Origin of the sequence: Sorangium sp. So ce128, from assembly GCF_051525245.1 — a bacterium.
GTDB lineage: Bacteria > Myxococcota_A > Polyangia > Polyangiales > Polyangiaceae > Sorangium > Sorangium cellulosum_B.
In genome coordinates this window covers 839,747-865,564 of sequence record NZ_CP150313.1, presented here as the reverse complement: position 1 = coordinate 865,564, position 25,818 = coordinate 839,747, and the positions used below count along the sequence as shown (strand labels likewise).

The 25,818-nt window shown below is 73.2% G+C and carries 19 protein-coding genes; 10 read left to right on the top strand and 9 right to left on the bottom strand.

Annotated elements, in window-relative coordinates; genetic code table 11:
* Nucleotides 1–328: 328 nt before the first annotated feature.
* Both WME82_RS03430 and WME82_RS03425 read left to right on the top strand, forming a co-directional pair.
* On the top strand, nucleotides 329–4,657 hold the full coding sequence (locus tag WME82_RS03430) for a tetratricopeptide repeat protein (RefSeq protein WP_438041660.1): 4,329 nt from the start codon (nucleotides 329–331) through the stop codon (nucleotides 4,655–4,657).
* 46 nt (nucleotides 4,658–4,703) lie between these two features.
* A complete protein-coding gene (locus WME82_RS03425) occupies nucleotides 4,704–5,195 on the top strand; it encodes an N-acetyltransferase family protein (protein WP_437744105.1) in 492 nt (163 codons plus the stop codon).
* Nucleotides 5,196–5,292: 97 nt separating this feature from the next.
* Here the strand turns inward: WME82_RS03425 and WME82_RS03420 are convergent, their stop codons facing one another.
* Nucleotides 5,293–5,883 (bottom strand): GNAT family N-acetyltransferase, encoded by a 591-nt coding sequence (locus WME82_RS03420; RefSeq protein ID WP_438041659.1) that lies wholly within the window; start codon nucleotides 5,881–5,883, stop codon nucleotides 5,293–5,295.
* A 769-nt stretch (nucleotides 5,884–6,652) separates the two neighbouring features.
* Between WME82_RS03420 and WME82_RS03415 the strand changes: the two genes are divergently transcribed.
* Complete coding sequence (locus tag WME82_RS03415) at nucleotides 6,653–7,327, top strand: glutathione S-transferase family protein (RefSeq protein ID WP_437744103.1); 675 nt, start codon at nucleotides 6,653–6,655, stop codon at nucleotides 7,325–7,327.
* 25 nt (nucleotides 7,328–7,352) lie between these two features.
* Nucleotides 7,353–7,973, top strand: coding sequence for a glutathione S-transferase family protein (locus tag WME82_RS03410; RefSeq protein WP_438041658.1), 621 nt, complete (start codon nucleotides 7,353–7,355; stop codon nucleotides 7,971–7,973).
* Between the two features lie 60 nt (nucleotides 7,974–8,033).
* Here the strand turns inward: WME82_RS03410 and WME82_RS03405 are convergent, their stop codons facing one another.
* Nucleotides 8,034–9,209, bottom strand: a complete 1,176-nt coding sequence (locus WME82_RS03405) for an acyl-CoA dehydrogenase family protein (RefSeq protein ID WP_438041657.1) — start codon at nucleotides 9,207–9,209, stop codon at nucleotides 8,034–8,036.
* 10 nt (nucleotides 9,210–9,219) lie between these two features.
* Complete coding sequence (locus WME82_RS03400; protein WP_438041656.1) at nucleotides 9,220–10,089, bottom strand: isocitrate lyase/PEP mutase family protein; 870 nt, start codon at nucleotides 10,087–10,089, stop codon at nucleotides 9,220–9,222.
* 200 nt (nucleotides 10,090–10,289) lie between these two features.
* Here WME82_RS03400 and WME82_RS03395 point away from each other — a divergent pair, with 200 nt between their 5' ends.
* Nucleotides 10,290–11,138 (top strand): alpha/beta fold hydrolase, encoded by an 849-nt coding sequence (locus WME82_RS03395; RefSeq protein ID WP_438041655.1) that lies wholly within the window; start codon nucleotides 10,290–10,292, stop codon nucleotides 11,136–11,138.
* 28 nt (nucleotides 11,139–11,166) lie between these two features.
* Here the strand turns inward: WME82_RS03395 and WME82_RS03390 are convergent, their stop codons facing one another.
* Nucleotides 11,167–11,406: a DUF378 domain-containing protein gene (locus tag WME82_RS03390; protein WP_438041654.1), complete on the bottom strand. Its 240-nt coding sequence runs from the start codon at nucleotides 11,404–11,406 to the stop codon at nucleotides 11,167–11,169.
* Nucleotides 11,407–11,548: 142 nt separating this feature from the next.
* The gene (locus WME82_RS03385) at nucleotides 11,549–12,358 is read right to left on the bottom strand and encodes an SIR2 family NAD-dependent protein deacylase (RefSeq protein WP_438041653.1); all 810 of its coding nucleotides are present in this window, start codon (nucleotides 12,356–12,358) and stop codon (nucleotides 11,549–11,551) included.
* 363 nt (nucleotides 12,359–12,721) lie between these two features.
* Here WME82_RS03385 and WME82_RS03380 point away from each other — a divergent pair, with 363 nt between their 5' ends.
* The 5 genes from WME82_RS03380 (at nucleotide 12,722) to WME82_RS03360 (ending at nucleotide 19,463) form a co-directional block, all read left to right on the top strand.
* Nucleotides 12,722–14,596, top strand: a complete 1,875-nt coding sequence (locus WME82_RS03380; RefSeq protein ID WP_438041652.1) for a vWA domain-containing protein — start codon at nucleotides 12,722–12,724, stop codon at nucleotides 14,594–14,596.
* A 35-nt stretch (nucleotides 14,597–14,631) separates the two neighbouring features.
* The gene (locus WME82_RS03375; RefSeq protein ID WP_438041651.1) at nucleotides 14,632–15,477 is read left to right on the top strand and encodes a ribokinase; all 846 of its coding nucleotides are present in this window, start codon (nucleotides 14,632–14,634) and stop codon (nucleotides 15,475–15,477) included.
* A complete protein-coding gene (locus WME82_RS03370; RefSeq protein WP_438041650.1) occupies nucleotides 15,474–16,640 on the top strand; it encodes a hypothetical protein in 1,167 nt (388 codons plus the stop codon). Before WME82_RS03375 ends, WME82_RS03370 begins: the two co-directional genes overlap by 4 nt.
* Nucleotides 16,641–16,643: 3 nt before the next feature.
* Nucleotides 16,644–17,702: a retropepsin-like aspartic protease gene (locus tag WME82_RS03365; protein WP_438041649.1), complete on the top strand. Its 1,059-nt coding sequence runs from the start codon at nucleotides 16,644–16,646 to the stop codon at nucleotides 17,700–17,702.
* A 303-nt stretch (nucleotides 17,703–18,005) separates the two neighbouring features.
* Nucleotides 18,006–19,463 carry a cyclic nucleotide-binding domain-containing protein gene (locus WME82_RS03360; protein ID WP_438041648.1) on the top strand — a complete coding sequence of 486 codons (1,458 nt, stop codon included), beginning with the start codon at nucleotides 18,006–18,008 and terminating at the stop codon, nucleotides 19,461–19,463.
* 138 nt (nucleotides 19,464–19,601) lie between these two features.
* On the opposite strand, the gene WME82_RS03355 is transcribed toward WME82_RS03360, so the two are convergent.
* From WME82_RS03355 to WME82_RS03340, 4 genes are all read right to left on the bottom strand, one after another.
* Nucleotides 19,602–20,171: a hypothetical protein gene (locus WME82_RS03355; protein ID WP_193790775.1), complete on the bottom strand. Its 570-nt coding sequence runs from the start codon at nucleotides 20,169–20,171 to the stop codon at nucleotides 19,602–19,604.
* 145 nt (nucleotides 20,172–20,316) lie between these two features.
* Nucleotides 20,317–22,452: an ATP-binding protein gene (locus tag WME82_RS03350; protein WP_438041647.1), complete on the bottom strand. Its 2,136-nt coding sequence runs from the start codon at nucleotides 22,450–22,452 to the stop codon at nucleotides 20,317–20,319.
* A 213-nt stretch (nucleotides 22,453–22,665) separates the two neighbouring features.
* Nucleotides 22,666–23,754: a MaoC family dehydratase gene (locus WME82_RS03345; RefSeq protein WP_012233223.1), complete on the bottom strand. Its 1,089-nt coding sequence runs from the start codon at nucleotides 23,752–23,754 to the stop codon at nucleotides 22,666–22,668.
* 202 nt (nucleotides 23,755–23,956) lie between these two features.
* Nucleotides 23,957–25,723, bottom strand: coding sequence for an acyl-CoA dehydrogenase family protein (locus WME82_RS03340; RefSeq protein ID WP_438041646.1), 1,767 nt, complete (start codon nucleotides 25,721–25,723; stop codon nucleotides 23,957–23,959).
* Nucleotides 25,724–25,818 lie beyond the last annotated feature (95 nt).

The following is a 25,818-nucleotide window of genomic DNA, read 5'->3' as shown; positions in this document are numbered from 1 at the left end:
CTTGGCGAGGCCGCGATGGCGACACGCGTCGCCTGCCAGATGGCGTCGCCGCTCCGTTACCGTCCCGCCCGTCCCGCCCGTCCCGCCCGTCCCGCCGTCCCCGACCGCCCCGCGACTGCGCGCTGTCCGCTTCCTGCTTCCGGACCACGTACGCGACATGCCCGAGGAAGTCGCCGATTTGAGGGCGCCCGGCAGAAGAGGCGATCCTAAGGACCGCAACCCCTGCTAGTAAGGAGAGCGGATGTCGGGGCATCCCGGCCTTTCGCAGGCCGAACGAGCGTGGGGCGCCTGCGAAGGCGCTCGCAGCGCCGGCATCGGGTCGGGAAGCATGATCAAGGTCGAGTGCGACGGGTGCAAATCGCCGTACCAGGTCGACGAGAAGCGTGTCCCCCCTGCGGGGCTCAGGATGCGCTGTCCGAAGTGCGGTACGAGCCTGCTGGTGACCAAGGGGGGCGCAAGCGCAGCGCCCGCGCCGACGCCTGTGCCCACCCCCCCGCCGCGGGCCGGGGCGGGGGGGCTTCAGCTCTCGGAGCGGAGCGCCCCGGCGGCGACCGAGGACGCCGATCTGCCCATGGCGGCTCCGGAGGACATCGCATTCCCCGCGGTCGCGCCTCCCCGACGCCCCGGGCCGGCGCCGGCGCCGGTACCGACGCCGCCGCGCCGCGCAGCGCCCGCGGTGCCTGCGCCGCCCGCGCCGCCTCCTGAGCCGCCGGGTCCGGAGGTCTTCGGCGAGATCGGCTTGCCGGACGTCCCCGATCGCCCCGCCCCGTCCGATCGGCGGAACGCCAAGACCGTGCCGCAACGGCGCGGCTTCGGAGAGATCGATCTCATGGTCGAGCTCCCGAGCCCGACGGACGCCGAGGTGCAGGGGCTCAACCCGGACGATCTGCCGGTCGTCTACGGCAACGCGCCCGGGGCGACGGTGGCGCTCCCGGCGCGATCGCGCGCGGAGTCCCGCACTGCCCCGGCGACGCCGACCGCGTTCGCCGGTACCGACCTGCCGGCGCGGATCGAGCCGCTGCCTCCGAGCAGCCGGCGCACCCTCGGGTTCGGCGAGCGAGAGTCGGCGCCGGGCGCCCCCTCGGGACCTGGTGCGCGGGACGCCGGGCTCGGCGCGCGAAACGCCGGGGCCACCACGCAGCCCCTCGGTCGCGGGCGCACCCGCGGTGCGGGGGACGCGCCCCCGCGCGTGGCCCCGGAGTACGATTTCGGAGACCTGGACGACGACGCGCCCCCGGCTCCTCCGGCGCGTTCCAGCAGCGGATCCATGTCGTTCGGCTTCGGTGAGCTCGAGCTGCCTCTCGAGGGCGACGGCGACGCCGAGCTGCCCGCGACATCCGCGGGCGACCTGCCCATCGTCGCCGGCGATCTGCCGAGTTCGGCCCCGGCCGTCATCGGCATGCCCGCCCCGTTCTCGAACACGGGCTTGCCCACGCCGGCTTCCGCGCCGCTCCCCTCGCCGGCGCGCGCCGGGCTCCCGACCGCGGCCCAGGCGGGCTTCCCTGCTCCGACCGCCGCGGGCTTCCCCACGAAGGCCACCGGCCCCGCCCTCCCCTCGAAGGCCACCGGCTCCGCGCTCCCCTCGAAGGCCACCGGCTCCGCCCTCCCCTCGAAGGCCACCGGTGCCGGTTCGCCTGTAGGACCGGGGACCATCGTCGGCGCCGAGCTCTTCGACGAGGCCCCGCCGGACTACGACGACTCGCGCGTGGGCGCCGCATTCCAGGCGCCCGGGCCGCGCCCCCTCCCGCCGCAGGCGGCGCCGGAGCCGCCCAGCAGCGGCGCCATGCCGCCCGTCGACTTCGGCGCCATGCCGCCCGCCGACTTCCTCGCCGCGCCGCCCGCCGACGTCCGCGCCGCGTCCACCACCGGCTTCGGCGCCGCGCCGCCCGCCGACGCCCGCACCGCGTCCACCACCGGCTTCGGCGCCGCGCCCACCGCCGGCTTCGGCGCCGCCGATTTCGGCGACGAGATCGCCCTCGGCGAGAGCGTCACGCAGCTCGCCCCCGGCGCCGCGCCCACCCCTTACGATCCGTCCGACCGATCGGCGAACTTCACGCAATCGCCCGCGGACGCCGACGATCGGGGCATCGAGCTCAGCGAGCCGCACCCCAGCGTCGGGGACGAGGTCGACCTGACCGGCGCGGGCACCGAGATCGGCGACCTGAGCGCCGGTCCCGGCGCGCAGGCCGAGAAGCCCGCGGCGACCACGGAAGCACCGCCGCCAAAATCGAAGATCAAGCGCTACGTCGTGGCGGCGCTCGCGGTCGCCGCCGTCAGCGGCGGCGCGCTCGCGCTCGTTCCGGACGTCGGCGCCTTCGGCGTGAACCTCATCAGCGACCGGCTCAACGCCTTCGCGCACGAGGGGGCGCTCGCCGAGCTCCGCCAGCGGACCCAGACGGCCTTCGCGAAGGACACCGCGTCGGCCGCCAACGGAGCGCTGAACGACGCGAACGCCACGCGGGCCAATGCGCCGCGCCACCGGGCGACCATGGCCTACGCCGCGTACATCGCCTTCGCGCGGAGCATCCGCTTCGGGCACCGGACCGTCGACGACGCCTTCGGCAAGGAGATGCTCACGCTCGCGAGCTCCCATCCGGGCGACCTGCTCTCCCTCGCCGTCGCGGCGCAGGCCGCGGCCAGCGGCGAGCTCCCGCGCGCGCGACAGGCCGCGCAGGCGCTCGCCGCGCAGCTCAAGGACGACGTCGACCTCGCCGTCCTCTCGGCCGAGATCGAGCTCGCCGCCAGGGACGCCCCCAAGGCGATCGCGGCGTGGCAGCACGCGAGCGGCCTCCAGAAGAGCGCGCGCACGCTCTACGGCCTGGCCCGGGCGCAGCTCCTCGCCGGGGACACCGCGGGCGCCGAGGCGAGCGCCCGCGGCGCGCTCGAGGCCTCGCCCGACCACGTCGGGGCCCGCACCCTGATCGCGTCGGTGCTCTGGCAGACCCCGGGCCGCGAGCAGGAGGCGCTCGATCTGCTCGGCAAGGTCACCGGCGACGGCCCGACCCGGGCCGCCGCGAGCGACCCCGAGATCGTCGACGCGTACACGCTGCTCGGCACCATCCACCTCGCGAGGTCGCGCATGAGCGCGGCGGAGCAGGCCTTCGCCGCCGCGGTGAAGCTCGACCCGCAGGCGGTGCGCGCCCTGATCGGCAACGGCGAGGTCCTCTACCGGTCGGGCCGCTACTCCGAGGCGCAGGCGCGCTTCGAGGCCGCGGCCCGCGCCGACGCCCAGCGCCTCGCCGCGCAGCTCGGCAAGGCGAAGACGTGGCTGGCGCAGGAGCGCATGAAGGAGGCGAAGGACCTCCTGAAGGAGCTGCAGAAGACGCACGCGGCGGCCCCGCAGGTCGCTTACTGGCTCGGGCGCACCGAGCTCGCGCTCGGCAACAAGAAGGACGCGGAGCAGGCGTACCTCGACGCCGTGAAGTCGACAGAGGACCTCCCGGAGGTCGTCGACGCTTACGTGGCGCTGGCGTCGCTCCTGTCCAGCATGGGCCGCAACGAGGCGGCGGCGGAGAAGCTGTCGGAGGCGACGGCGAAGTTCCCGGACCTGCCCGCGCTGCACAAGGCCAAGGCGGAGGTCGCGCTCCAGACCGGGCGGTACGACGAAGCCCGGCAGGAGCTCGAGCTCGCGCTCGCGAAGGAGGACGACCTCGGCAGCCAGTTCAAGCTGGGCGTGGCGTACCGTCGCCTGCGCCGGTTCGAGGACGCCGCGAAGATCTTCGACAAGGTCACGGCGGCCGACAAGGACTACCCGGGCCTCGCGCTCGAGCGCGGGCTCCTGTTCGAGGAGACCGGCCAGAGCGAGCGCGCGCTGGAGATGTACGCCGACGCGCTCCGCAAGGCGCCGAACGACATCGACCTGAAGCTGCGCGTCGGCTCGACCCAGGTCATGGCGGGGCACGCGAGCCAGGCGGAGCCCATCCTGCGCGACGTGCTCAAGGACCGCGCGAACTCCGCCGAGGCGAACCACTTCCTCGGCCGCGCGCTCCTCGTGCGCGGCACGAACATGGCCGAGGCGCTGCGCTTCCTGGAGCGCGCCGCGGAGCTCGATCCGAACCGCGCCGAGTACCACCTCTACGTCGGCTGGGGCGCCAACGAGACGGCCCAGACCGCGCGCGCGGAGATGGCGCTGAGGCGCGCGCTGGAGCTCGACGCGGAGCTCGGCGACGCGTACTGGCAGCGCGGCGTGCTGCTGCAGAAGCAGGGGGCGAGCCGGGACGCGCTGGCGGATCTGAAGATCGCGCTGGAGAAGCGGCCGTCCCGCTACGAGGCCTACGCCACGATGGCGCTCTGCTACCAGGATCAGGGCAACTGGGCGGCCGCGGAGGAGGCGTGGCGCAAGGCGATCGCGGCCAACGACAAGGTCCCCGAGTGGCACTACCGCCTCGGCAAGATCTACGCGTCGCGCGGCAACCGGGCCGGGACCGCGAGCGAGATGGAGCAGGCGGTCGCCCTGGGCGAGGCGCCGGACCGCTCGAGCCCGCCGTGGCTGTTCGACGCGCACTTCCTCCTCGCCGAGGCGCTCCGCGCGGCGAACAACCGCGAGAAGGCCATCCACCATTACCAGCGCTTCCTGGAGACGGCGCCGACCGACAACGCCTACCGGCGCGACGCGGAGCAGGCGCTGGAGGGCCTGGGGGCGGGGAAGGGGCGCTGAGGACGCTGAGGCGGAGCGAGCGGCCGGCGCTCGGCTATCCTGGCGGATGATCCCCTCCGTCAACGCCCGCCTCGCGGTGCGCGCCGACATGCCCGAGGTGGCGCGCTTCGCCGCGCAGCTCGTCCGCCTGCACCACGCCCTCGATCCGCACCGCTTCATGTGCCTGGAGCCGCTCGAGCCGGGCTACGAGCGGTGGCTCACGAGCGAGCTCGCCGACCCCGACGCCGCGATCGTCGTCGCCGAGCGAGCGGGCGCCGAGCCGGCGCTGGTCGGCTACGCCTATGGCCGCCGGGAGCCGCGCGACTGGAACAGCCTCCTCGACGCCTGCGGCGCCCTCCACGACATCTATGTCGCCGAGCCCGCGCGCCGGCTGGGCGCGGGCGCTATCCTCCTGGAGGCCGTCATCGCGCGCCTCCGGGCCCTGGGCGCGCCGCGCGTCGTGCTCCACACCGCGACCCAGAACGCCGCCGCGCAGCGCCTGTTCGAGCGGTTCGGCTTCCGTCGCACGATGATCGAGATGACGCTCGAGCTCGAGTGACCGCGGCGTCCGCCACGCTATCAGCGCGTCGGCCGCGCCTCGATCCGAACATCCGAATCCGACGGCGCTCCCGGCGCGCTGGCCGAGGGTGATGGACTCACGAGCTCCGGCCTCCCCGGCGCGATCCCGGGAGCTCCGCGGCCGTCTGCGCCCACACCATCGTGTCGCGAGGCTCGCCCGCGGGCGTCAGGGCGTTCGCCTCGAGCGTCGTCACATGCCGGTACCCGAGCCGCCGGGGCACGGCGGCGCTCGCGGTGTTCCGCGGATCGCAGCGGATCTCGACGCGGCTCACGCCGAGCTCCTCGAGCGCGACCCGGGTCAAGCCTGCCACCGCCTCGGTCGCGTAACCGCAGCGCGTCGCCGTCGCCCGGAGCCAGTAGCCGATCTCGATCGCGCCCGGGCCGATCCGCGGGTGGAGCCCCGTACCCCCGAGCACGGCGCGCTCGTCGCGCGTGAAGATGCCATAATGAAAGTCGCGTCCTTCCGTGAAGTCGTCCCGGAACTTCTCGAGGAGCGCGGCGGTCGCCTCGATGGAGGAAGGCTCGTGCACGGCCCACGGCATCCAGGGCCGCAGGTGAGCAAGGCTTGTGTCGATCGCCTCCCTGATCAAAGGCACATCCTCGGGCCGCCATGCTCGCAGCGTCAGCCGAGCGGTCAGGATGCGGTCCGGCGGGCGTTCACCTGTCATCGCGTCGCTCCATGCCTGTCGCCGTCATGCGCTTGACGACGACAACGCTGTCTTGCCAAGGCCATCGGCCCACGCGACGGTCACGTCCCGAACCATGCGAGCCATGGAGTGCTTGAGCGTCGAGGCGAGCAGGCGTCACGGCACGTACCTTACAACGAAGACAGCCCTCGCACATCCGGTCAATCCCAGCCTCCGCAGCGATCATCGCCGTTGCACACCGGTCCACACACCTCTTGCCGAGGACATCGACGCTACCGCGGAGCGTCTTGACATGTCCGTCATAGCAGACTATTGTCCGTCATAGAAGAGTAAGGCGGAAAACATCAGCGCGCCCTCCCGGCACACCGGGAGGAGGTCCACGTCCACGCCCGCGCGTGGACGACGGATGACCGCTCGAGCAGAGGTGCCATTGGCTGAGGTGGCGCGGGCTGCGAACCATGACACGAGGAGGAAGGATGAAGATCTGAGCGCGCCTCATCCCGGCGGACGCGACGTCTCCCGGGTACTCGACAGGGGTCGACCATCCATCAGCAGAGGCCTTCCCTCGCCCCACGCCGGATTCATTGCTGCCTCAGCAGCACATCACAAGCAATCCCTGCTCCCGTCGCAGCAAGCCCGCGGCCAGCGCGAACGATTGTGATCCGTTCCTGCAATAGAGCCCTGGCACGCTCCCTGCTCCCTGCCACGACGACGGCCCGTTAGCGGAGCGCCCCCTCTGCCTGAGAGCAGGAGAGCTCTTCGCGCGGCGCACGCCGTCAAGGAGAACAGGATGACGAAGCTGCGACTCTACAGCGCGAAGGCGTGCCCCTTCGCCCACCGCACCCGGCTCGTTTTGCAGGAGAAGGCGATCGACTTCGAGCTGACCGAGGTCGATCTGCAGAACAAGCCGCGGGCGTTCGTCGACGCCTCGCTCTACGGCAAGGTCCCGGCGATCGAGCACGAGGGCCACCGTATCTGGGAGTCGGCGATCATCAACGAGTACCTCGAGGAGGTCTTCCCCGAGCCAAGGCTCCTGCCCAGGGAGCCGGGCAGGCGCGCCCTGGCGAGGATCTGGATCGATTACGCGAACACGCGCCTCGTGCCGGCGTTCACCCAGCTGCTGAGGGCCGAGACCCGGAACCAGGAGGCCGAGGGGCGCAAGGCGCTCGGCGAGGTGCTCGCGTTCATCGAGCAAGAGGCGCTGGCGAGGTCGTCGGGCCAGGGGCCCTACTGGCTCGGCGCCGAGGTCAGCCTCGTCGATCTCTCCTTCTATCCATGGTTCGAGCGGCTGCCGGCGGTCGGCCGCCTCCGCGACTTCTCCATCCCCGCGGAGCTCACGCGGCTCCGGGCGTGGATCGAGGCCGTGCAGGCGCGCCCCGCGGCCAGGGCCATCCAGAATCCGGTCGAGTTCTATGTGGAGCGCTTCGCGAAGTTCGTGAAGCCGGCGGCGACGACGGCCGCCTGAGCGGCGCCGAGGGACAAGGGACATCATGTTGAGACTCTGGGGTCACAAGAATTCTTCGAACGTGCAAAAGGTCCTCTGGGCGCTCGACGAGCTCAGGCTCGATTTCGAGCGCATCGACGCCGGCGGACCGTTCGGTCGCGTCAAGGACGCCGACTATCTCACCCTCAACCCGAACGGGCTGGTTCCGACGCTCGAGGACGGCCCGCTGGTGCTCTGGGAGTCGCACGCGATCGTGCGTTATCTGTTCTCGCGCTACGGGTCGCCGCCGCTCCAGCCGAGCGATCTCGCCGACAGGGCGCGCGCCGACGCCTGGACCGACTGGCAGTTCGGAACCCTGTGGCCCCCGATCCGGACGCTCCTCGTGCAGCTCGTGCGCACGCCGGAAGAGCGCCGCGATCACGGCGCGATCGACGCCGCCCGCAGGTCGGCGCTCGCCGCGCTGGGGATCCTGGACAGGCAGCTGTCACGGCACCCGTGGGCCGCGGGAGAGTACTTCACGTTCGCCGATATCCCCCTCGGGGTCGCGGCGCAGCGGTGGTACAACCTGAAGACCGAGCGGCCCGCGCTGGAGCACGTCGACGCGTGGTACGGCCGCATCAAGCGCCGGCCTGGATTCGAGCGGTGGGTGGATCTGCCCCTGGGATGAGAGCGGGGCGCATCTTCGCGCGCTACGGGCTCATCCGCGTCTCCTCTCGCGGACGGCCCCTCAGAACATCGGCAGCTCGGTGTCCAGCCCGAGGAGCACACGGCCCTGGACCTCGCGCGTGTGCGGGGCGACGAGGGCGTGCTGCGTGACGGCGTGAACGTCGCGGAAGCTGCGCTGAAGAGGGCTCTCCGCGTAGAGCGCCGTGGCGCCGCCCGCCGTGAAGGCCAGATCGACGGCGCGCGCCGCGCCGAGGACGGCGTTCGTCGCGGCGAGCCGGACGCGCGCCCGCTCCCGCAGCGAGATCGGCCTGCCAGAGACCGCGACATCCCAGACGGCGCCGACGGCCTCGAAGAGGTAGGCCCTGGCCGCGCCCAGCGTGGCCTCGGCCTCGGCCACGGCGAGCGCGGTCGAGGGCCGCGTCGCGAGCGACGTCGTCATGCCGCTCGGCCGCTTGGTCGCCGCGAGCCGGACCAGCTCATCGATGGCCGCGCGCGCCATCCCGAGCGCGGTCGTCGCGACCGCGCTCGCGAGGAAGCCGAAGAGCGGGAACACGAAGAGAGGCCCTGGATGGGTCGGAGACGTCATCGGGAGCCGGATGCACCGGCTGCTCGGCACGAAGACGTCGACGACCGCGAAATCGTGGCTCCCGGTGCCGGCAAGGCCGGAGACGCTCCACGTATCCAGGATCTCGCACTCCGAGGCGCGGAACATCGGCACGACGGCCTCGGGGACGCCCCCGGGCAGCATGCGCGGGGCCATCCCGTCGAAGACCACCGCGGTGCCGCCCAGCCAGTCGCAATGATGACAGGCGCTCGCCATCGCCCACCTCCCGGCGACCCGATATCCTCCCTCGACCTCGACGGCGCGCCCGCTCGGCGCGAAGACGCCGGCGGTCACGACATCCGGGCTCGCATGCATCTCTTTGCCCCCCTCCGCCGGGATGTACGCCTCGAACGCGCCGGTCGTGCCGCAGATCATGGCGCACCACCCTGCCGCGCCGTCGGCGCGCGAGAGCTCCTCGATGACCTGCAGCGCCGTGAGGGGGTCGGCCTCGAGCCCGCCCAGCGCGCGCGGACGACACATGCGGAAGATGCCCGATTCCCGGAGCGCCCTCGCGACCGGATCGGGCAAACGGCGCTCGCGCTCTCCCCGCTGGGCGTGCTCCTGGACGAGCGGGACGAGGCTCCGCGCCGCGTCGAGGAGCGACGCGGGGGCGGCAGAGGACATCGTGGTCATGGTGCTCGACTCACCCCTTCCTTGGCGGCTGCGCATAGCGCACTTCTTCGGCGTAGTACTCGGGGAACCCGACGATCTCCTGGAGCGCCTCGAAGCTCATCCGCGGGTCGGGGTGCCGGCCGGCGCCCAGGGCCGCGAGCGCCTCGCGCATGGCGGCGGCGGCGACCGAGAGCAGGGTGAGCGGATAGGCCGCGATCTTGTAGCCGATCGCTCCGAGCTCGGCCGGCGGGAGCACCGGTGTCCTGCCGTGATCCACCATGTTGGCCATCGTCGGCTTGCGCACCTCGCGGCAGAACGTTCGCATCTCCTCCACGCTCTCGGGCGCCTCCAGAAACACGATGTCTGCCCCGAGGTCGGCGAACGCCCGCGCGCGGGCCAGCGCCTCGTCGAAGCCGTGCGTCTGGCGGGCGTCGGTGCGGGCCATGATGAGCACGCCGGCGCCCTCGTCGCGCGCGTCCACGGCGGCCTGGACGCGGGTGAACGCCTCGTCGCGGGGCACGACCTGCTTGCCGCGCGTATGGCCGCAGCGCTTGGGAGCGACCTGGTCCTCGATCATGACGCAGGCCAGCCCGGCCTGCGCATAACCGCGCACCGTGCGCTTCACGTTCATCGCATTGCCGTAGCCCGTGTCGCCGTCGCCGAGCACCGGAATCGACACGGCGCCAGAGATCGCCCGCGCCTGATCGACCATCTCACCATACGAGATGAGCCCCGTGTCGGGCGCGCCGAGGCGCGCGGCGGAGACCGCGAAGCCGCTCATGAACGAGAGCGAGAAGCCGGCCTGCTCGATCAGCCGCGCCGACAGCGCGTCGAAGCAGCAAGGCATGACGAGGAGGCCGGGCGAGGCGAGCAGATCGCGGAGCTTCTGAGCGGGGGACACGGCGCGGACGATACCGCGATCGGCTGCCCGTGAGGCAAGCGCGAAGGGCCGAGAGGCGCCGCGCGCCGCCGCGCGCCCGGCCAGCGCCCGCACACGCAAGAGGGAGGGACGGGGGCGCCCGCCGGCGTGCGTTCCTGTTGCGGGCCCCCGGCAGCCGGGGGCAGGATGGGCCCCGCGATGATTCCGCACAGGAGAGGGGCATGAGCACGGTTTCGGTGAAGGAGATCGCGATCGACGGCCGCCCTGCCAGCGTCCACGTGGGCGGGCAGGGCGAGCCGCTGCTGCTGGTGCACGGCGCCTGGGGCGGGGCGTCGATGCACTGGGCGCCTGTCTGGGAGCGATTGGCGGAGCGCTTCCAGGTGATCGCGCCCGATCTGCCCGGCATCGGGCGCACGGACGCCCCGGGGCTCGGCGCCCTGGACGCCTATGCGCGCTGGCTGGAGCGGCTCCTGGACGAGCTGGGGTTCTCCAGCGCGTGGTGCGTCGGCAACTCCTTCGGCGTCTCGGTCGTATCGAGCTTCGCTAGCCTGTTCGCGGCCCGCTGCCGAGGGCTCGTGTTCGTCAACGGCGTTCCCATCCCCCCGCTGCCGCGCCTCGTCGGCTGGCTCGGAGCGCGGCCGCTGCCCCGCCGGATGCTGCGCGCGTTGATGCGGAAGCAGACCTATGGCCCGCGGGTCCTGAGCCGCGCCTACGCCGATCCCGGCCGCGCCCCGGCTGCCCTGCGGGACGTCCTGCAGAGCGCCAATCCACCTCAGCTGGAGGCGGTGCTCGACGCCGCCATCCACGGAGGTCCCAGGGCCCCGCTCAGCCTGAATCCGCTCCTCGTCTGGGGCGAGGCGGACCAGCTCCTCGGCAACAGCGCGGACGACGCGAAGAAGCTTCACGCTTCGCTGCCGGGGTCGCAGCTCACCTTCATCCCGGCGACAGGGCACATGCCGCAGGTGGAGAACCCCGAGGCGTTCGTCGACGCGGTGTCGCGGTTCATCGAAGCGCGCGCGACCGCCGCCCGTCCGCGCGGCTTCGGCGGCCAGGCCAGCCCGGGCGCGTGAGCGCCTGGGGTGCACGGGCGCATCGCCCTCAGGGCATCGTGGTGACCCGAGCGCGCTTTCCGAGCTGGACCGCAGCGTAGAGCAGATAGAGCCCAGCGAGCGCGACGAGCACGTAGATGATGCGGCTGAGCGCGCTGAGCCTGCCGAAGAGCGCGGCGACCACGTCGAACTCGAACAGCCCGACGAACCCCCAGTTGATGGCGCCGATCACGACGAGCGCGATCGCCGCCCACGTTAGCCCTGAGATCCCACGGTTGACCTGCTCCATGACCGCGGCAGAAGCACGCGCCGCGCCGCGCGATGCGTGCACCGCGCGCCCGCTGCGGCGCGACCGCGCGTCGCGCTGACGCCGCCGGCTCGCCTCGCCGTGCCGATGCCGCCGGCTCGCCGCGCCCGTCAGGCCGCGGCGCTCACGCCGGCGTGACGTCGAGCAGGGAGGGCAGGATCGCGCCGGAGCCGCCGGTGAACACGACATCGCAGAGGCCGGAGATCGCGCTCGGCTCGACGTTGACCTCGGCGATGAGGGCGCCGTGGCGCTTGGCCATGGGGACGAAACCGGCGGCGGGATACACCACGGCCGACGTACCGACGACGAGCAGGAGATCGCAGCCCTCGACGCCGGCGGCCGCCGCGGCGAGATCGCTCTCCTGGAGGGCCTCGCCGAACCAGACCACGTGCGGGCGAAGGGCGCCGCCGCAGCCGCAGCGCGGCAGCTCCGCCGCCGTGAAGCGGCGGGCGGGGGCCTCCGGATCGGGGGAGCCGCTGCCCGCGAAGGCGGGCGTGATGGGCACGTCGCGGTTCTCGGTCACGCTCCCGCACGAGAGACAGCGCACCTGCCACAGCGAGCCGTGGAGGCGCACCGGGCTCCGGGAGCCCGCCTGCTCGTGCAGGCCGTCGATGTTCTGGGTGATCAGGGTGAAGACCCTGCCGGCCTCCCGCCACCGCGCCTCCAGCTGCGCCAGCGCGCGATGACCCGGGTTCGGGGCGCAGCCGAGGGCGCGCTCCCGGCGGTGATTGTAGAACTCCCAGACGAGGCCCGGATCGCGCCGCCACGCCTCGGGCGAGGCGAGGCTCGTCGCCTCGTAACGCCGCCACAGCCCCCCAGCGCCGCGGAACGTGGGGATACCCGACTCCGCCGAGACGCCTGCGCCGGTCAGGACGGCGATCTTCCTGGCGCGGCACAGGGTGGACTGGAAGCGCTCGCGGCTCGTTTCGCTCATCACGGACCCCCTGAGGATAGATCGAGAGGGAGGCGGACGGAGGACCCGACCCGAGCTCCCGTCGATTTCGGGTGTAAGCCGGCCAAGACGACCGCGTTTCCCTGGCACTCGGACGCGCCGAGCCCCGCCACAGCGGGTCCCGGCCGCGAGAGCCCCTTCGTCGGCTCGCCGGACGACCGGCGACACGCGGCGTTCACGCAGTGAAAGCGGCAAAGGGCCCGTCTCGCCCGTGGAAAATGCACCATGGGGCAGCCGCGCGTGCGGCCCCCGCAAGGACCTGTGTGTGGCGATCGGCGATGGCCGACCCACGAGAACGTACAGCAGGGATCCGCCCTCGCGATCCCCTTCAAGGAGGACACCTCAATGCGCACCCGGCCCCTCGATCTCGTCGCCCCCGCCCTCGTCACCGCGCTGCTCATCGGCTGCGGTGGATCCACGCCTGCCCCCACGGCGGCGACCGCATCGGCCGCGTCGACCGAGGCCCCCGCCGGGCAGGCCATGCAGCCGGAGTTCGACGCGGCGCAAGACGAGGGCAGCGCGTCCACCGCCAAGCGCGAGGAGGCCGCGGCGAGCGACGCGGTCGACCGTGACGCCGCGCCCGCGGAGGCCGCGCCGCCGCCGGCCCTGCCCGTGGCGGCCGCCCCTGTGGCGCCCTCGCCGGCCTCGCCGGGGCCCGCGCAGTCACGGGCGACCAAGGCGGGCGCCGCGCCCGGGGCGGACGCGCGCGTCCGCGTGACGGGCGGCGCGCCCGCGCCCAAGAAGGCGCCCACCCCGGCGGCGACCGCCGTGGCGCGCCCCGCGCCCCCGCCCCCGGCCGTCGCCGTCACCGCGCCCGAGCCCCAGGGCAGCGAGACGTACCGGGACTACGGCGTCAACCCGGTCGAGGACCCCGCGAAGGACCGGCTCTCGACGTTCGCGATCGACGTGGACACGGCCTCTTACGCCATCGCGCGCCGCAAGATCATGGATGGCGCGCTGCCCCCGTATCAGGCCGTGCGCGCCGAGGAGTTCCTCAATTACTTCGATTACGGCTACGCGTCGCCCGCGACAGGCCCGTTCGCCGTGCACCTCGCGGCCGCGCCCTCGCCGTTCACGTCGGGCCACCACCTCGTGCGCGTGGCGGTCCAGGGCAAGCGCGTGCCGGTCAAGGAGCGGACCCCGGTGCACCTCGTGTACCTCGTCGACACCAGCGGTTCGATGCAGTCGCCGGACAAGATCGAGCTCGCGAAGAAGAGCCTGAAGATGCTCACCGACACCCTCAAGCCGGGGGACACCGTCGCGCTCTGCACCTATGCGGGCAGCGTGCGAGAGGTGCTCGCGCCGACCGGCATCGAGAGCAAGGGGAAGATCCTCGCGGCCCTCGCCGACCTCACCGCGGGCGGCTCCACCGCCATGTCGAGCGGCATCGATCTCGCGTACAGCCTGGCCGAGCGGACGCTCGTGAAGGGGCACGTCAACCGCGTCATCGTGCTCTCCGACGGCGACGCGAACGTCGGCCCGACCTCCCACGACGAGATCCTGAAGACCATCAAGCGCGCGAGGGACAAGGGGATCACGCTGTCCACCGTCGGCTTCGGCCAGGGCAACTACAAGGATCTCATGATGGAGCAGCTCGCCAACCAGGGCGACGGCAACTACGCCTATATCGACAGCGAGGCGCAGGCGCGGCGGGTCTTCTCCGAGCAGGTCGGCGGGATGCTCCAGGTCATCGCCCGCGACGTGAAGATCCAGGTCGAGTTCGACCCGAGCTTCGTCAAGAGCTACCGGCTCATCGGCTACGAGAACCGCGACGTGGCCGACCGGGACTTCCGGAACGACAAGGTGGACGCCGGCGAGATCGGCGCAGGGCACAGCGTGACGGCCATCTACGACGTCGAGCTCAAGGCCTCCGCGCCGACGGGCGAGGGCGCGGCGCCGGTCGTCGTGCGCCTCCGCCACAAGGCGCCGCTCGGCTCGAACACGGCCGAGGAGACGCTGGTCAAGATGGCCCCGGGCGCCATCGCCCCCACCTTCGACGCGGCGCCGGCCGACCTCCGCTTCGCGTCCGCGGTGGCAGGGTTCGCGGAGGTCCTGCGCCACAGCCCGCACGCGCGCTCCTGGAGGCTCGCCGACATCGAGAAGATCGCGAGGGCCGCCGCGTCCAGCAAGGGCGATCAGCAGGAGTTCATCGGCATCATCCGCCGCGCCGGCGCGCTCGCCAATGGCAAGACCGACGCCGTGGCCGTGAACGCCGACTGACGCGCGCGCCGCCTCGTTCGTGGTATGCGGCGGTGATGGGATTGCTCGCGATCTGCGGCTCGATCACCGCCGATCTCATCGGCTACGGCCCGCGGCTGCCGCGCCCCGGCGAGTCGGTGCTGGGCCGCCGCTTCCTCGTCGCGCCGGGCGGCAAGGGCGCGAACCAGGCGGTCGCGGCGGCGCGCTCCGGCGCGCGCGTGCGGCTCGCGGGCGCGCGCGGCGACGACGCGCACGGCGAGCTCTGCGCGGCCGCGCTCGCCGCCGACGGGGTGGAGCTCTCCGCCGTGGCGGTCCACCGCGGCGCGACGACGGGCGTGGCCCTGATCTGCGTCGACGAGGCCGGAGAGAACCAGATCCTCGCGATCCCCGGCGCCAACGCGCTCGTCACGCCGCCCTCGCCGTGCGGGGCCTCGGTCTGGCTCTGCCAGGGCGAGATCCCGGCCGCGGCGATCGACGGCGTGCTCGCGGCAGCGCGGGCCGATGGCGCGCTGTCGATCTGCAATCCGTCGCCCGTCAACGCCATCGATCCCGAGCTCGTCGGCCGGTTCGATCTCGCCGTGGTCAACGAGCTCGAGCACGAGGCGCTGCGCGGCCGCCTCCCGGAGCGCGTGGTGCTCACGCGCGGCGCGCGCGGCGCGGTGCTGCTGCCGTCGGGCGAGGAGTTCGCCGCCCTGCCGGCCCGCGCTGTCGACACGACGGGCGCCGGGGACGCCCTCACGGGCGTGCTCGCCGGGGGGCTCGCGTCCGGGATAGCGATCGAGGCCACACTCCGGTTCGCGATCGCGGCGGCGGGCATGTCGGTCGAGCGCGAGGGGTGTCAGACCTCGTATCCGACGCGCGCCGAGGTGGAGCGCCGCCTCCAGCGCTCCACGGTTCCGTGACGGCCTCTCCTCCCGGCGTCACAGGGCACCTCGCCCATCACGCCCCCCCGCGGCGAGCGCCGCGCCTCCGGGACATGGCGCTGCACCTCGCCTGCAAGGGCGGCTATCCTGGCGGCATGACGAACCTTCGCGGGCCTGCGATAGCAGCGCTCGTCAGCCTCTCGGCCTGCAGCGCCCAGGAGCGCAACTTCGCTGGCGCGGGCGGGTCGGGCGGCGGTGATGGCGCCGGGACGACCGAACATTCCAGCGCGAGCGCCGGCACGAGCGCGACGACCGGCTGCACGCAGGTCGAGGATTGCTTCAATGGCGGCGACGACGACTGCGACGACGCCGTCGACTGCGCGGACTCGGACTGCGCGGAGGGCGCGGTCTGCCTGACGGCACCCACGAACTTCGAGCTTGGCGTCGTTGTGGACGCGACCGAGCCGTGCCCTGACGGGTTCACCGCGAAGGAGACGCTCCTCTTCCGCGGCCTCTCCGGCAGCGGCTGCGAGGGCTGCGGCTGCACGCCGAACCCCACCGACTGCGCGGCGGATCTCTACCTCTACGCCGACGAGTCGCAGTGCGAGGCCGACGAGGGCGGGACGCGCGGCACGCTCGCGAAGCGGGTCGGGTTCACGTGCGACGCGAAGCCGATCAACAACGGGTTCGTCGACTGGGGCGGCGTGCGCGTGGGCCTCTTCGACGTGATCCAGAGCTGCACCGCGACCGGCACGGCGATCCCCGCGCCGGCGACGTGGACCGAGTCCAGGAAGTTCTGCCACGCGAGCGCCGGCGTGGGCTGCGGCGCCGGCGAGGCCTGCGTCCCGAGGCAGGCCTCGCCGGCGACGCAATGCGCGCTCGTGTCCGGCAGCGCCACCTGCAGCGGCTATGCGCGGCGCGAGAGCGACTGGTTCCGGGGGTACAACGACACCCGGACGTGCTCGTCGTGCTCGTGCACCGCGAGCGGCGGCGACTGCAACTACGTGCGCGTCGAGCTCGGCAACGACTACAGCTGCTTCGATCACGCCCAGATCTCGCAGGGCGGGCGGTACTGCGGGTACGCCTACTCGCCCCCGGCTCACCTCGTCGGCACGCCGACCAGCTCCACCTGCACCGCGCGCACGAACCTCAGCGGCTCGCTGGATCCCACGGGGCAGTCGACGCTCTGCTGCGTCGAGTAGCGGATGCTCGTGCCGCGCGCTCGCAGGCAGCTCCTCGCCGCGCTCTCGGCCGCCGCCGCGGCCGGCGCGCTCGCGGTGGCCGGCTGCGCCGAGCCCGCCGCGGTCCGCGCCGCGCCGGCCTCGCCGCGCAGCGCGGCGTCGACCGGCGCCGGCGACGCGTCCTCACCCGCGGGCCCCCCGGCGGCGGGCGCGGGCCCGGCGGCGCCGGCGGCGGGCCCCGAGCGCCGGGCCAGCCTCCAGTACCACCTCAACGATCGCGCGTTCCCCTCGCCGCTCATCGACGCCGTCGTGGCGGGCCAGCCGGCGGTGCTGATCGTCGACACCGGCGCCTCCCACCACGTCCTCGCCCGCTGGCTCGCCGACGAGCTCGCGCTGCCCCTCTCGACCGCAGGCGACGTCGCCGTCGACCACGCGGGCAGGCCCCTCGCGGTGTCCCGCCTCGAGGACGCGAGCCTCGCGCTCTCCGGGTGGGGCCGGGTCGAGGTCTCCGCGCTGCTCGTCGTCCGCATGCCCGACGTCCTGCAGCGCATCGGCATCGGCGGCATCGTCGCGCCTCAGGAGCTGGCGGGGCCGGGCCGCGCCGTCGTGCTCGACCTGCGCGAGGGCCGGATGACCGAAGCTCCGCGCGACGAGGCCGCACGCACGCTCCGGGCGCGGTTCGGCGAGGCCGCCATCGTGGAGCTCGCCCGCTGCGACGGCCCGAACCAGGGCAGCGAGCTCACCGCCAGGGCGAGCGTCGAGGGGATCGACGTCACGCTGAAGATCGACTCGGGGGCGTCGCAGAGCTCGCTCTTCGCCGTCTCCCCCGCGGGGAAGCGGCTGTCGCGCCGGGCGACCGGCGCCAGGAGCGCCTACGCCGCATCAGGCAGGCACACCGTTCCCGTCCTTTCGGGCGCTCGCCTCCGGATGGCGGGGTTCGACGCCGCCGCGGATATCGATCTTCTGCCCGGCGAGCGGCGGGATACCTGTCCGTCGGACGGATTTGCCGGCATGGATGTGCTCCGCACCTGTGTGCTGGTGCTCTCCGAGGACGGCGGCGTCGCGGCCTGCGCCCCGCGGTGACCCGGTGAAGGACCACGCGACGTGCGTTCGGCGCGAGCGCGGCGCGTGATCGACGAGGCGCGGTGCGGCGACCGCGGCGCGGTCAACGAGGCGCCCCGCGGCGACCGCGGCGCGGTCAACGAGGCGCCCCGCGGCAAGCGCGGCGCGATCGGCGCCGAGCCAGCGGGCGGACCGCCATGCCTCAGCGGAGGCGCGATGCGTCGTGGTAGAAGGGGCGCACGCGTGGACGTCTCTGCCGCCGCGGCGGGGGGAGAGATCCGTTCCTCCGCGAGGCCGGGGCGCCCGCGGCGGTCGGGAGGCATCATGACGACAGGTTTCGAGTTCTTGACCCAGGACGACGAGCGGCTGCTGCTGGAGAAGTCGAGCTGCGTCACCTACCGACCGGGCGAACAGATCCTCGAGGAGGGCTCGCGAAGGCAGGGCATCTTCATCGTGCGCAGCGGCCTGGTCGGGGTCGAGGTCGCCCACCTCGGGCGCGGCGTGGCCCTCCGCCAGCTCGGCCCCGGCGCCATCTTCGGCGAGATGTCGTTCCTCGAGAGCGCCGCCGCGAGCGCCTCCGTCGTCGCCCGCGAGGAGTGCACGCTCGACGTCATCGAGGGCCCGTATGTGCACTCGCTCCTCGCCTCCGTCCCCGGGCTCGCGGCGCGCTTCTACCAGTCGCTCGCGATCATGCTCGCCCAGCGCCTCCGCGAGAACACCGCGATGCTCCCGCCGCTCCTCGTCGAGGACGTGCCGCAGGTCAACCGCTTTCACGCCGCGAGGACGGGCCAGGCCGGCACCAACAACATCCCTCCGAAGCTCATCGACACGGTCGAACAGTTCAAGTTCGAGATGATGATCGCCGACAGGATGGTGAAGGAGGCCAAGCAGCCCGAGGCGGAGATCCAGGAGAAGGTGAGCGCCGCGTGCCAGACGATCGTGTCCGCGCTGCGCGAGCACATCGAGCGCGAGCGCCACCTCGAGAAGGGCATCGGCGCCTATGTCTTCCGCGAGACGTTCTCGCTCTTCATGCTGAGCCGCACCGTCGACCGGTGCTACACGAAGCCGCGCGGCTACGCGGGCGACTTCTACACCATCGAGATGATGTACAACGACGAGCCCGCGGGCGACGGCCGCCTCGGCCGCTTCATCGACCAGTGGGGGCTCGCCATCGACGCCTGCCGCGCCGTCAAGAACCGGAGAGGCGTGCTGAGCCGCGCGATCCGGGACGCCTGCAGCGGGCACGCGTCCGGCCCGGTCCACATCACCAGCCTCGCGAGCGGCCCTGCCCGGGAGCTGTTCGACCTCTTCTCGGAGGGGGGCGAGCTGCCCGACATCAAGGCGACGTGCATCGATATCGACAACCAGGCCCTCGCCTACGCCGCCGGCATCGCCGACCAGCTCGGCGTCATGGACCGCTTCAGCTTCGCGCAGGACAACGTGGTGCGGCTGGCCCACGGCCGCGGCAGGACGGTGCTCAAGCCCCAGCACATGATCTACAGCATCGGGCTCACGGACTATCTCCGCGACGACCTGGTCGTGAGCCTCCTCAATTGCATGCACGACAAGCTCCTGCCCGGGGGCGTCGCGGTCGTGGGCAATTTCGGGGTGAACAACCCGAGCAAGGCGTTCATGGACCACGTCCTCGAGTGGGAGCTGATCCACCGCAGCACCGAGGATCTCAGGACGCTATTCGCCCGGTCGAAGTTCGGGAGCACCCCCGTGGAGGTGCTCGCGGAAGAGGCGCAGGTGAACCTGTTCGCCTTCTGCACCAAGTGGTGACTCGCCCCGCTTCAGAGCGGCGGTCACCCGCACAGGAGACGGGCCCAGATCGGCGTTTTCGGCGCGGAAGCGCACGAAAGGGCGCTGAGCACCGAAAACGTCGAGATGGGCCCGTATCCGACGCGGGTGACCGCCGCTCTACCGAAGCCAGCGCACCTCGTACTCGCACGTGGGGTGTCCCTCGAAACGGCACTTCGTGTGGAGGCTCTGGCCGCCTCGCGCGCCCGAGAGCCGGAGCGCGTTCTCCTGCCACGCCGGCACCGCGTCTCTGCAGATCTGGCGCCCCGGGTCGGACTGCGGGTCGACCCCCAGGTAAAGTATCAGCCGGAAGAACCGCTCTCCCTCGGCGAGGGGCGCGAGCCGGCCGCCGTTGAAGTACATGCCCCACATCACGCCGGCCTGCCGCATGACGAGCGCGGGCGTGCCGAGCTTGAGCAGCACCTTGTGCGCGAGCGTCAGGTCCTGCTCGGCCACGTAGGCCGCGAGATCGCGGATGACGCCGGACCGGTTGGGCCACCGCGAGATCTCGTCCGCGATCGCGTTCCAGACCGAGATGGGATACCAGCTGTGCGCCGCGAGATCGGGCGCCGTGAAGACCGCCCGCGCAGCGGCGGGCAGCTTGGCGTCGAGGGCGGACATGGCCTGGCTCCCCCACCGCGTCTGCAGGTAGGTCCTCGTGTGCATGAGCGCCGACCCCCGGATCTTCATCGCCAAAGCCGCCCGTCCAGGATAGATGCACCCGGGCGGTGGGGGCCAGCGTGGCGCGCTGCGGGCCGCCGCGCACGGCCGCACACACGCCGACGATCGCGCGCGAACGCGCCGCGAGCCCGCCTCCCGCGGCGCACGAGCGCGCTCACTGCAGGCGCTCGGCGGTCGGAGCCGGCGGCGGGGCGTCGCCGGAGCCCTTCGCCCGTCGCGCCTGCGCGGACGCGTCGAGCACGGCGCGCACCGCCTTCGCGAGCTGCGTCGGCGTGTACGGCTTGGCGAGGAAGTGGGCGACCCCGTCGAGCAGATCGGTCTGGAGGAGGGCGTCCTCCGTGTAGCCCGAGGCGTAGAGCACGGGCAGCGGGGCACGCGCGCGGGCGAGCATCGCCGAGAGCGCGGGGCCGCGCGCGTCCGGCAGGACCACATCGCTCACGAGCAGGTGGATCGGGCCTGGATAGGCGGTCGCGAGCGCGATCGCCTCCTTGCCGCTCCGCGCCGCGAGGACCGAGTAGCCGAAGGAGCGCAGCGCGGCGACGCAGAGCTCGCGCACCTGCGCCTCGTCCTCCACGACGAGCACGGTCTCCACGCCCCCGACGGCGGCCGCGGTCGCCCTCACGGGCTGCTCGCAGGGCACGCCGCGCACGCGCGGGAAGCAGATCGTGAAGCGCGTGCCCTGGCCGGGGGCGCTGGCGAACCCGATGTGGCCGCCGTGCTGCTTCACGATGCCGTGGCACGTCGCGAGCCCGAGGCCCGACCCCTTGCCCGGCTCCTTGGTCGTGAAGAACGGCTCGAACACGTACTTCTGGACGGCGTCGTCGATGCCCTGCCCGGTGTCCGTGACCGTGAGCTCCACGTAGTCGCCGGGCTCGATCTCTGGCCCCCACCCGCCGTCGTCCCCGCCGAGCGCCCTGTTCGCCGTCTCGATCACCAGGCGGCCCCCGCCGGGCATCGCGTCGCGCGCGTTCACGGCCAGGTTCATGAGCAGCTGCTCGAACTGCCCCCGATCGATGTGGATGGGCCAGATCTGGCTCCCCGGCAGCACGACGAGCTCCACGTCCTCGCCCACGAGCGGGCGGAGGAGCGGCTCGACCCCGAAGATCAGCGCGTTCGGGTCGACCACGCTCGGCTGGATCAGCTGCTTGCGCGCGAAGGCGAGCAGCTGCCGCGTGAGCGCCGCGGCCCGCTCCGCGGCGGTGCCGATCTGCGTGAGGTGCTCGGCGACGGGCGACGCCGCCGGCACCTTGCGCACCGCGAGCTCCCTGTGCCCGAAGATCGCGGTGAGCATGTTGTTGAAGTCGTGCGCGACCCCGCCGGCGAGGCGCCCGATCGCCTCGAGCTTCTGGCTGTGCAGGAGCTGCTCCTCGAGGCGCCGGCGCTCGGTGATGTCGAGGCTCGTGCCGACCAGCCCGGTGATCGTCCCGGCGTCGTCCGTGACCAGCTGCGCCGCCATCTGCACGTGGCGCAGCTCCCCGCTGGACGGGCGCACGACGCGGCACTCGACGGGGCTCGCGATGCCGAGCGGCGACGCGGTCTCCGCGCCGCCGAAGACCCGGTGGCGATCCTCGGGGTGGATGAGGCCCGCGAAGAGCTCGAACGTCGGGCGCACCGAGGGATCGACGCCGAGGATGTGGTAGAGCTCCTCGGACCAGCGGATCGTCCGCGACGCGATGTCGTAGGACCAGCTGCCCACGTGGGCGATGCGCTGCGCCTCCTTCAGCATGCGCTCGCTGCGGCGGAGCTCCTGCTCGGCGCGGCGGCGCTCGGTGAGGTCGACGACCGCGCCGAAGAAGCGCGACGGCGGCCCCGCCCCCTCGACGAGGGGCAGGCTGCTCAGCAGGCACTCCCGCACCGTTCCATCCCGGTGGCGCACGCGGAACGCTATCGCGCCCGACCCCTCTCCTGTCTCGTTCGCCAGCTGCAGGCCGGCTTGCAGCCGCTCCCGGTCGTCGGGGTGGACGGCCTCGAGAAAGGTCTCCGTCGAGGGCGTATCCGCCTCGGGATCGCGGCCCAGGATCCGGAAGAGCTGCCGCGACCAGATGGTGCTGCTCTGGCCGAGCTCCCAGAGCCAGTTGCCCATCTGCGCCGCCTGCTCGCCCTCGTCGAGCTGCCGCCGCGCCTCCTCGACGAGGGCGGAGCCCCTCGCGCTGCCCGGGTCTCTGGCCGGCGCGTCCGGGCCTCGCGCAGCGGCGCTCCGACCTGGCGCGCGGGCGTGGGCCAGCTCCCGCTCCAGCTCGGCGACGCGCGCGCGGAGCGCGTCCAGCTCACGGCTCCCAGCGGTGCTCATGGCCGTCCCGTTCCTCGCTGGGGCAGAGCGGTGCTCATGGCCGGCCATTGTATGCCGCAGGCGGCCCGCCGGGGACTCCTCATTCTGCGGCCCCCGCCTCGGGCGCGCCTGGTTTCCTCGGGGCTCCGCCCCGCTCCGCACCCCGGCGTACGCTTCGCGGCCGCCTGGTTCTGTGCGTCAGCAATCCCGCCCAGTGATCGCTGACGCACAGAACTAGCTCCGCCGGCGCAGGAGCAGCGTTCGCGTGATCTCCACGACCTTTTCCTTCACCCTGCCCTCGGCCTTGCCGAGCTCGGGTGTGAACAGGTCGGCGCCCTGCTCGATCAGGGCGCGCGGCGGCGTGTTCTTCACGCCGACGATCCGGAAGGTGACGCTCCCGGCGCCGCTCTTGGCCTCTTCCCTGGCGATCACCTTCGACGCGGCGAACAGCGTGTCGCCCGCGAGCACGCCGCTCGGGTGCGCCCCCTCGTCGAGGCCGAGGTCCCAGACGCCGCACCCGGCCGTGTCGCGGCTCGAGAGCGCGAGCACCCAGGACAGCACGAGCCCCCCGTGGACGACCCGCGTCTTCGCGAAGGAGCTCGACCTGGAGTACTGCTCGTCCACGTGCAGCGGGTGGGAGTTGCGCAGGAGGGTCGCGAGCTGCATGTGCTCGCTGTCCCCGATGGTCCTGCCGACCTCGTGGGTGATCACGTCGCCGACCTCGAAGTCGTCCCACGCGCAGGCGAAGCCGCCCTGGCGCGCCGGCGGCGGCAGCGGGCCGTCGAGCTCCTCCGGGAGGCGCGCCGGCTGCGCGTCCGGCTGCGCGACCGCGTGCGGCGCGTCCGCGGGGCGCTCCGCGACGCGGCCAGGGGGCACGAGCGCCTTGCGCTCGAACGAGCAGACGAGCAGCCCGTCCTGGTTCACCACCTGGGTCCTGACGTGCACGACGCCCTTGTCCCCCGTCGAGACCGGCTTCTTGCCGATGACCAGCGAGCTCGCGCGCAGCGTGTCCCCCGGATAGCAGGCCGCCGGGAACCGGACGTCGGTGTAGGCGAGGTGCGCGATCGCCTGCTCGCTCACGTCGTGGACGCTGAAGGAGATCCCGAGGTTGAGGAGCAAGAGCGGGCTCACCGGCCTGTCCCTGAGCCCCACCGACCGGGCCGCGACGCGGCTGGCGTAGGTCGGGATCGCGTCCTGGAACGAGGCCGCGAAGAGCGCGAGCATCCCCTCGTCCACGGTGACGTCCCAGGGGTGGGCATACACCGCGCCGACCGTGAAATCGTCGAGCTTGCGGCCGTAGCGAGGAGAGCGGACGCGGACCATCGGTCCGCGCGATCATGGCACAGGCGCGCTCGGCTGACGACGGCGCGCACGCGCGCCGCGCCTGCGCCGCGCCCACCGCGCCACGCCGCGCCTCTGCGCACGCGCTCGCTCGCTGGCTCACGCGCCCGGCCGCCCGTTCGCGACCCCCTCCGCCCCCTCCGCCCGTGCCTCCGCGCAGCAGCGCGCCGCGGCGGAGCTCGCCTCAGGGCAGCGGCCCTTCGAGCAGGGCGCGCGCGATGCCCTGCGCGAGCACCTCGTGCGGGCCCAGCTGGAAGAAGAGGCTGCGGGCGTCGAGCAGGAGCCTCGCCGCGGTCGAGCTCTCCGCGTAGCCGCTCGCCCCGTGGAGCTGCATGCAGGCGTCGGCCGCGTCCCAGGCCACGCGGCTGGAGAAGAGCTTCGCCATCGCCGACGTGAGCTCGCACGGCTGCCCCGTGTCCGCCACGCGCGCCGCGGCGCGCGTGAGCTGCCGCGCGGCGGCGACGCGCGCGATGAGCCCTCCGAGCCGGTGCGCCACGCGCGGGAAGGAGATGAGCTGCGACCCGAACTGCACGCGCGTCTTCGCCCGCTCGAGCGCGAGCTCCAGCGCGGCCTGCGCCACGCCCACGCCGCACGCGGCCGCGTAGGTGCGGCCGGTCACGAGCGCCCGCTGGATCTGGGCGATCCCCTCGCCCTCGCGCTCGCCGAGCAGGGCCTCGCGGCCGATCTGGAGCCCCTCGATCCGGAGCTCGTAGTGCCCCATGCCGCGCTGCCCGAGCGCCCGCAGCTCGGTCCCGGCGATCCCGGCGTCCGGGAAGTCGGCGCCTGGCGCGCCGCGCCGCTTCGCGATGACGAAGAGGCTCGGCCCGAGCGGCAGCTGCCCTTGTCCTCCCGGCGTCGTGGTCCTCGCGAGGGTGAGCACCAGATCGGCGCGGGACGCGCCGGTGACCCACGCCTTCTTTCCGATGAGGAGATAGCTGCCGTCGGCCTGGCGCTCGGCGCGCGTGACGACGCGCGCGAGGTCCGACCCGTACGCCGGCTCCGCGAACGCGAGGGCGCAGCGCGCCTCGCCGTTCGCGATGCGCGACAGCCAGGTCCGGCGCTGGAGGTCCGTGCCGGATCGGGCGAGCAGGTCCGACGCGATGGAGGCCGTCATGGTGAGCACGCCGAAGCCGAGCGAGCCGCGCGCGAGCTCCTCGATGGCGGTCGCCATGGCGGCCACGCCGAGCCCGTCGCCCCCGTGCTCGGGCGCGGTGGCGAGCCGGAACACCCCGAACTGCCCCATGCGGCGGACGATCGACTCGGGGATGAGGCCGTTGCGGCGGTGGATCTCGGGGGCGAGCGGCTCGACGAGGCGCTCGACGAAGTCGCGCATGTTGTGCCGGATCCAACCGATGCGCTCGTCCTCCGCGCCGGCGCTGGCGGGGATGCCCTGCTCGGCGGCCGCGCGCGCGATCGAGGCGACGGCGACGCTGGAGCCCGCGTCGCGCGCCCACGCCACGACCGCCGGGTGGCCGATCGCCTTGGCGACCTCGTCGTCGCGGAGCTCGAGCTCGCCGAGCGGCGCGATCTCCCCGCCGCCCAGATCGACGCCGCCGCGCAGCGACAGGAGCAGCGCCCCTGCGTGCGCCTCGGCGACGGCCCTGGCCTCCCCGCCGGCCTCGCAGGCCCAGCTCGCGAGCGAGCGGCAGGCCTCGATCTCCGCGTAGAGGTGGGCGAGCGCGTGGGCGGCGACCTGGTGTCGATCGAGCAGCATCCGCGACACGTGCAGCGGCACGGCGGCGCCCGCCCGGACGAAGCTCGCGCTCCTCGGCGCACCCCGGAGGGCGGCGCCCACCGCGCTCCCGACGTCCACCACCCGGTCGCGGAGGCGCCCGCGCGCGACGCGCGCGAGCTGCTCGGCGGAGGTGATCGCCTCGCGCATCCCCCCGGGACTGTCGGCCTCGAGCTTTCGAGAAACGATCGTGGCGTGTTGCTCCCGAATCGCCCTCATCCCACAATCCCCCCGCTCGCGGACTATGACCCACGCCTCGCTTCACGGGACGCAGGACACAGCGCCTTTACACCGCGCCACAGCCACGCTCCCCG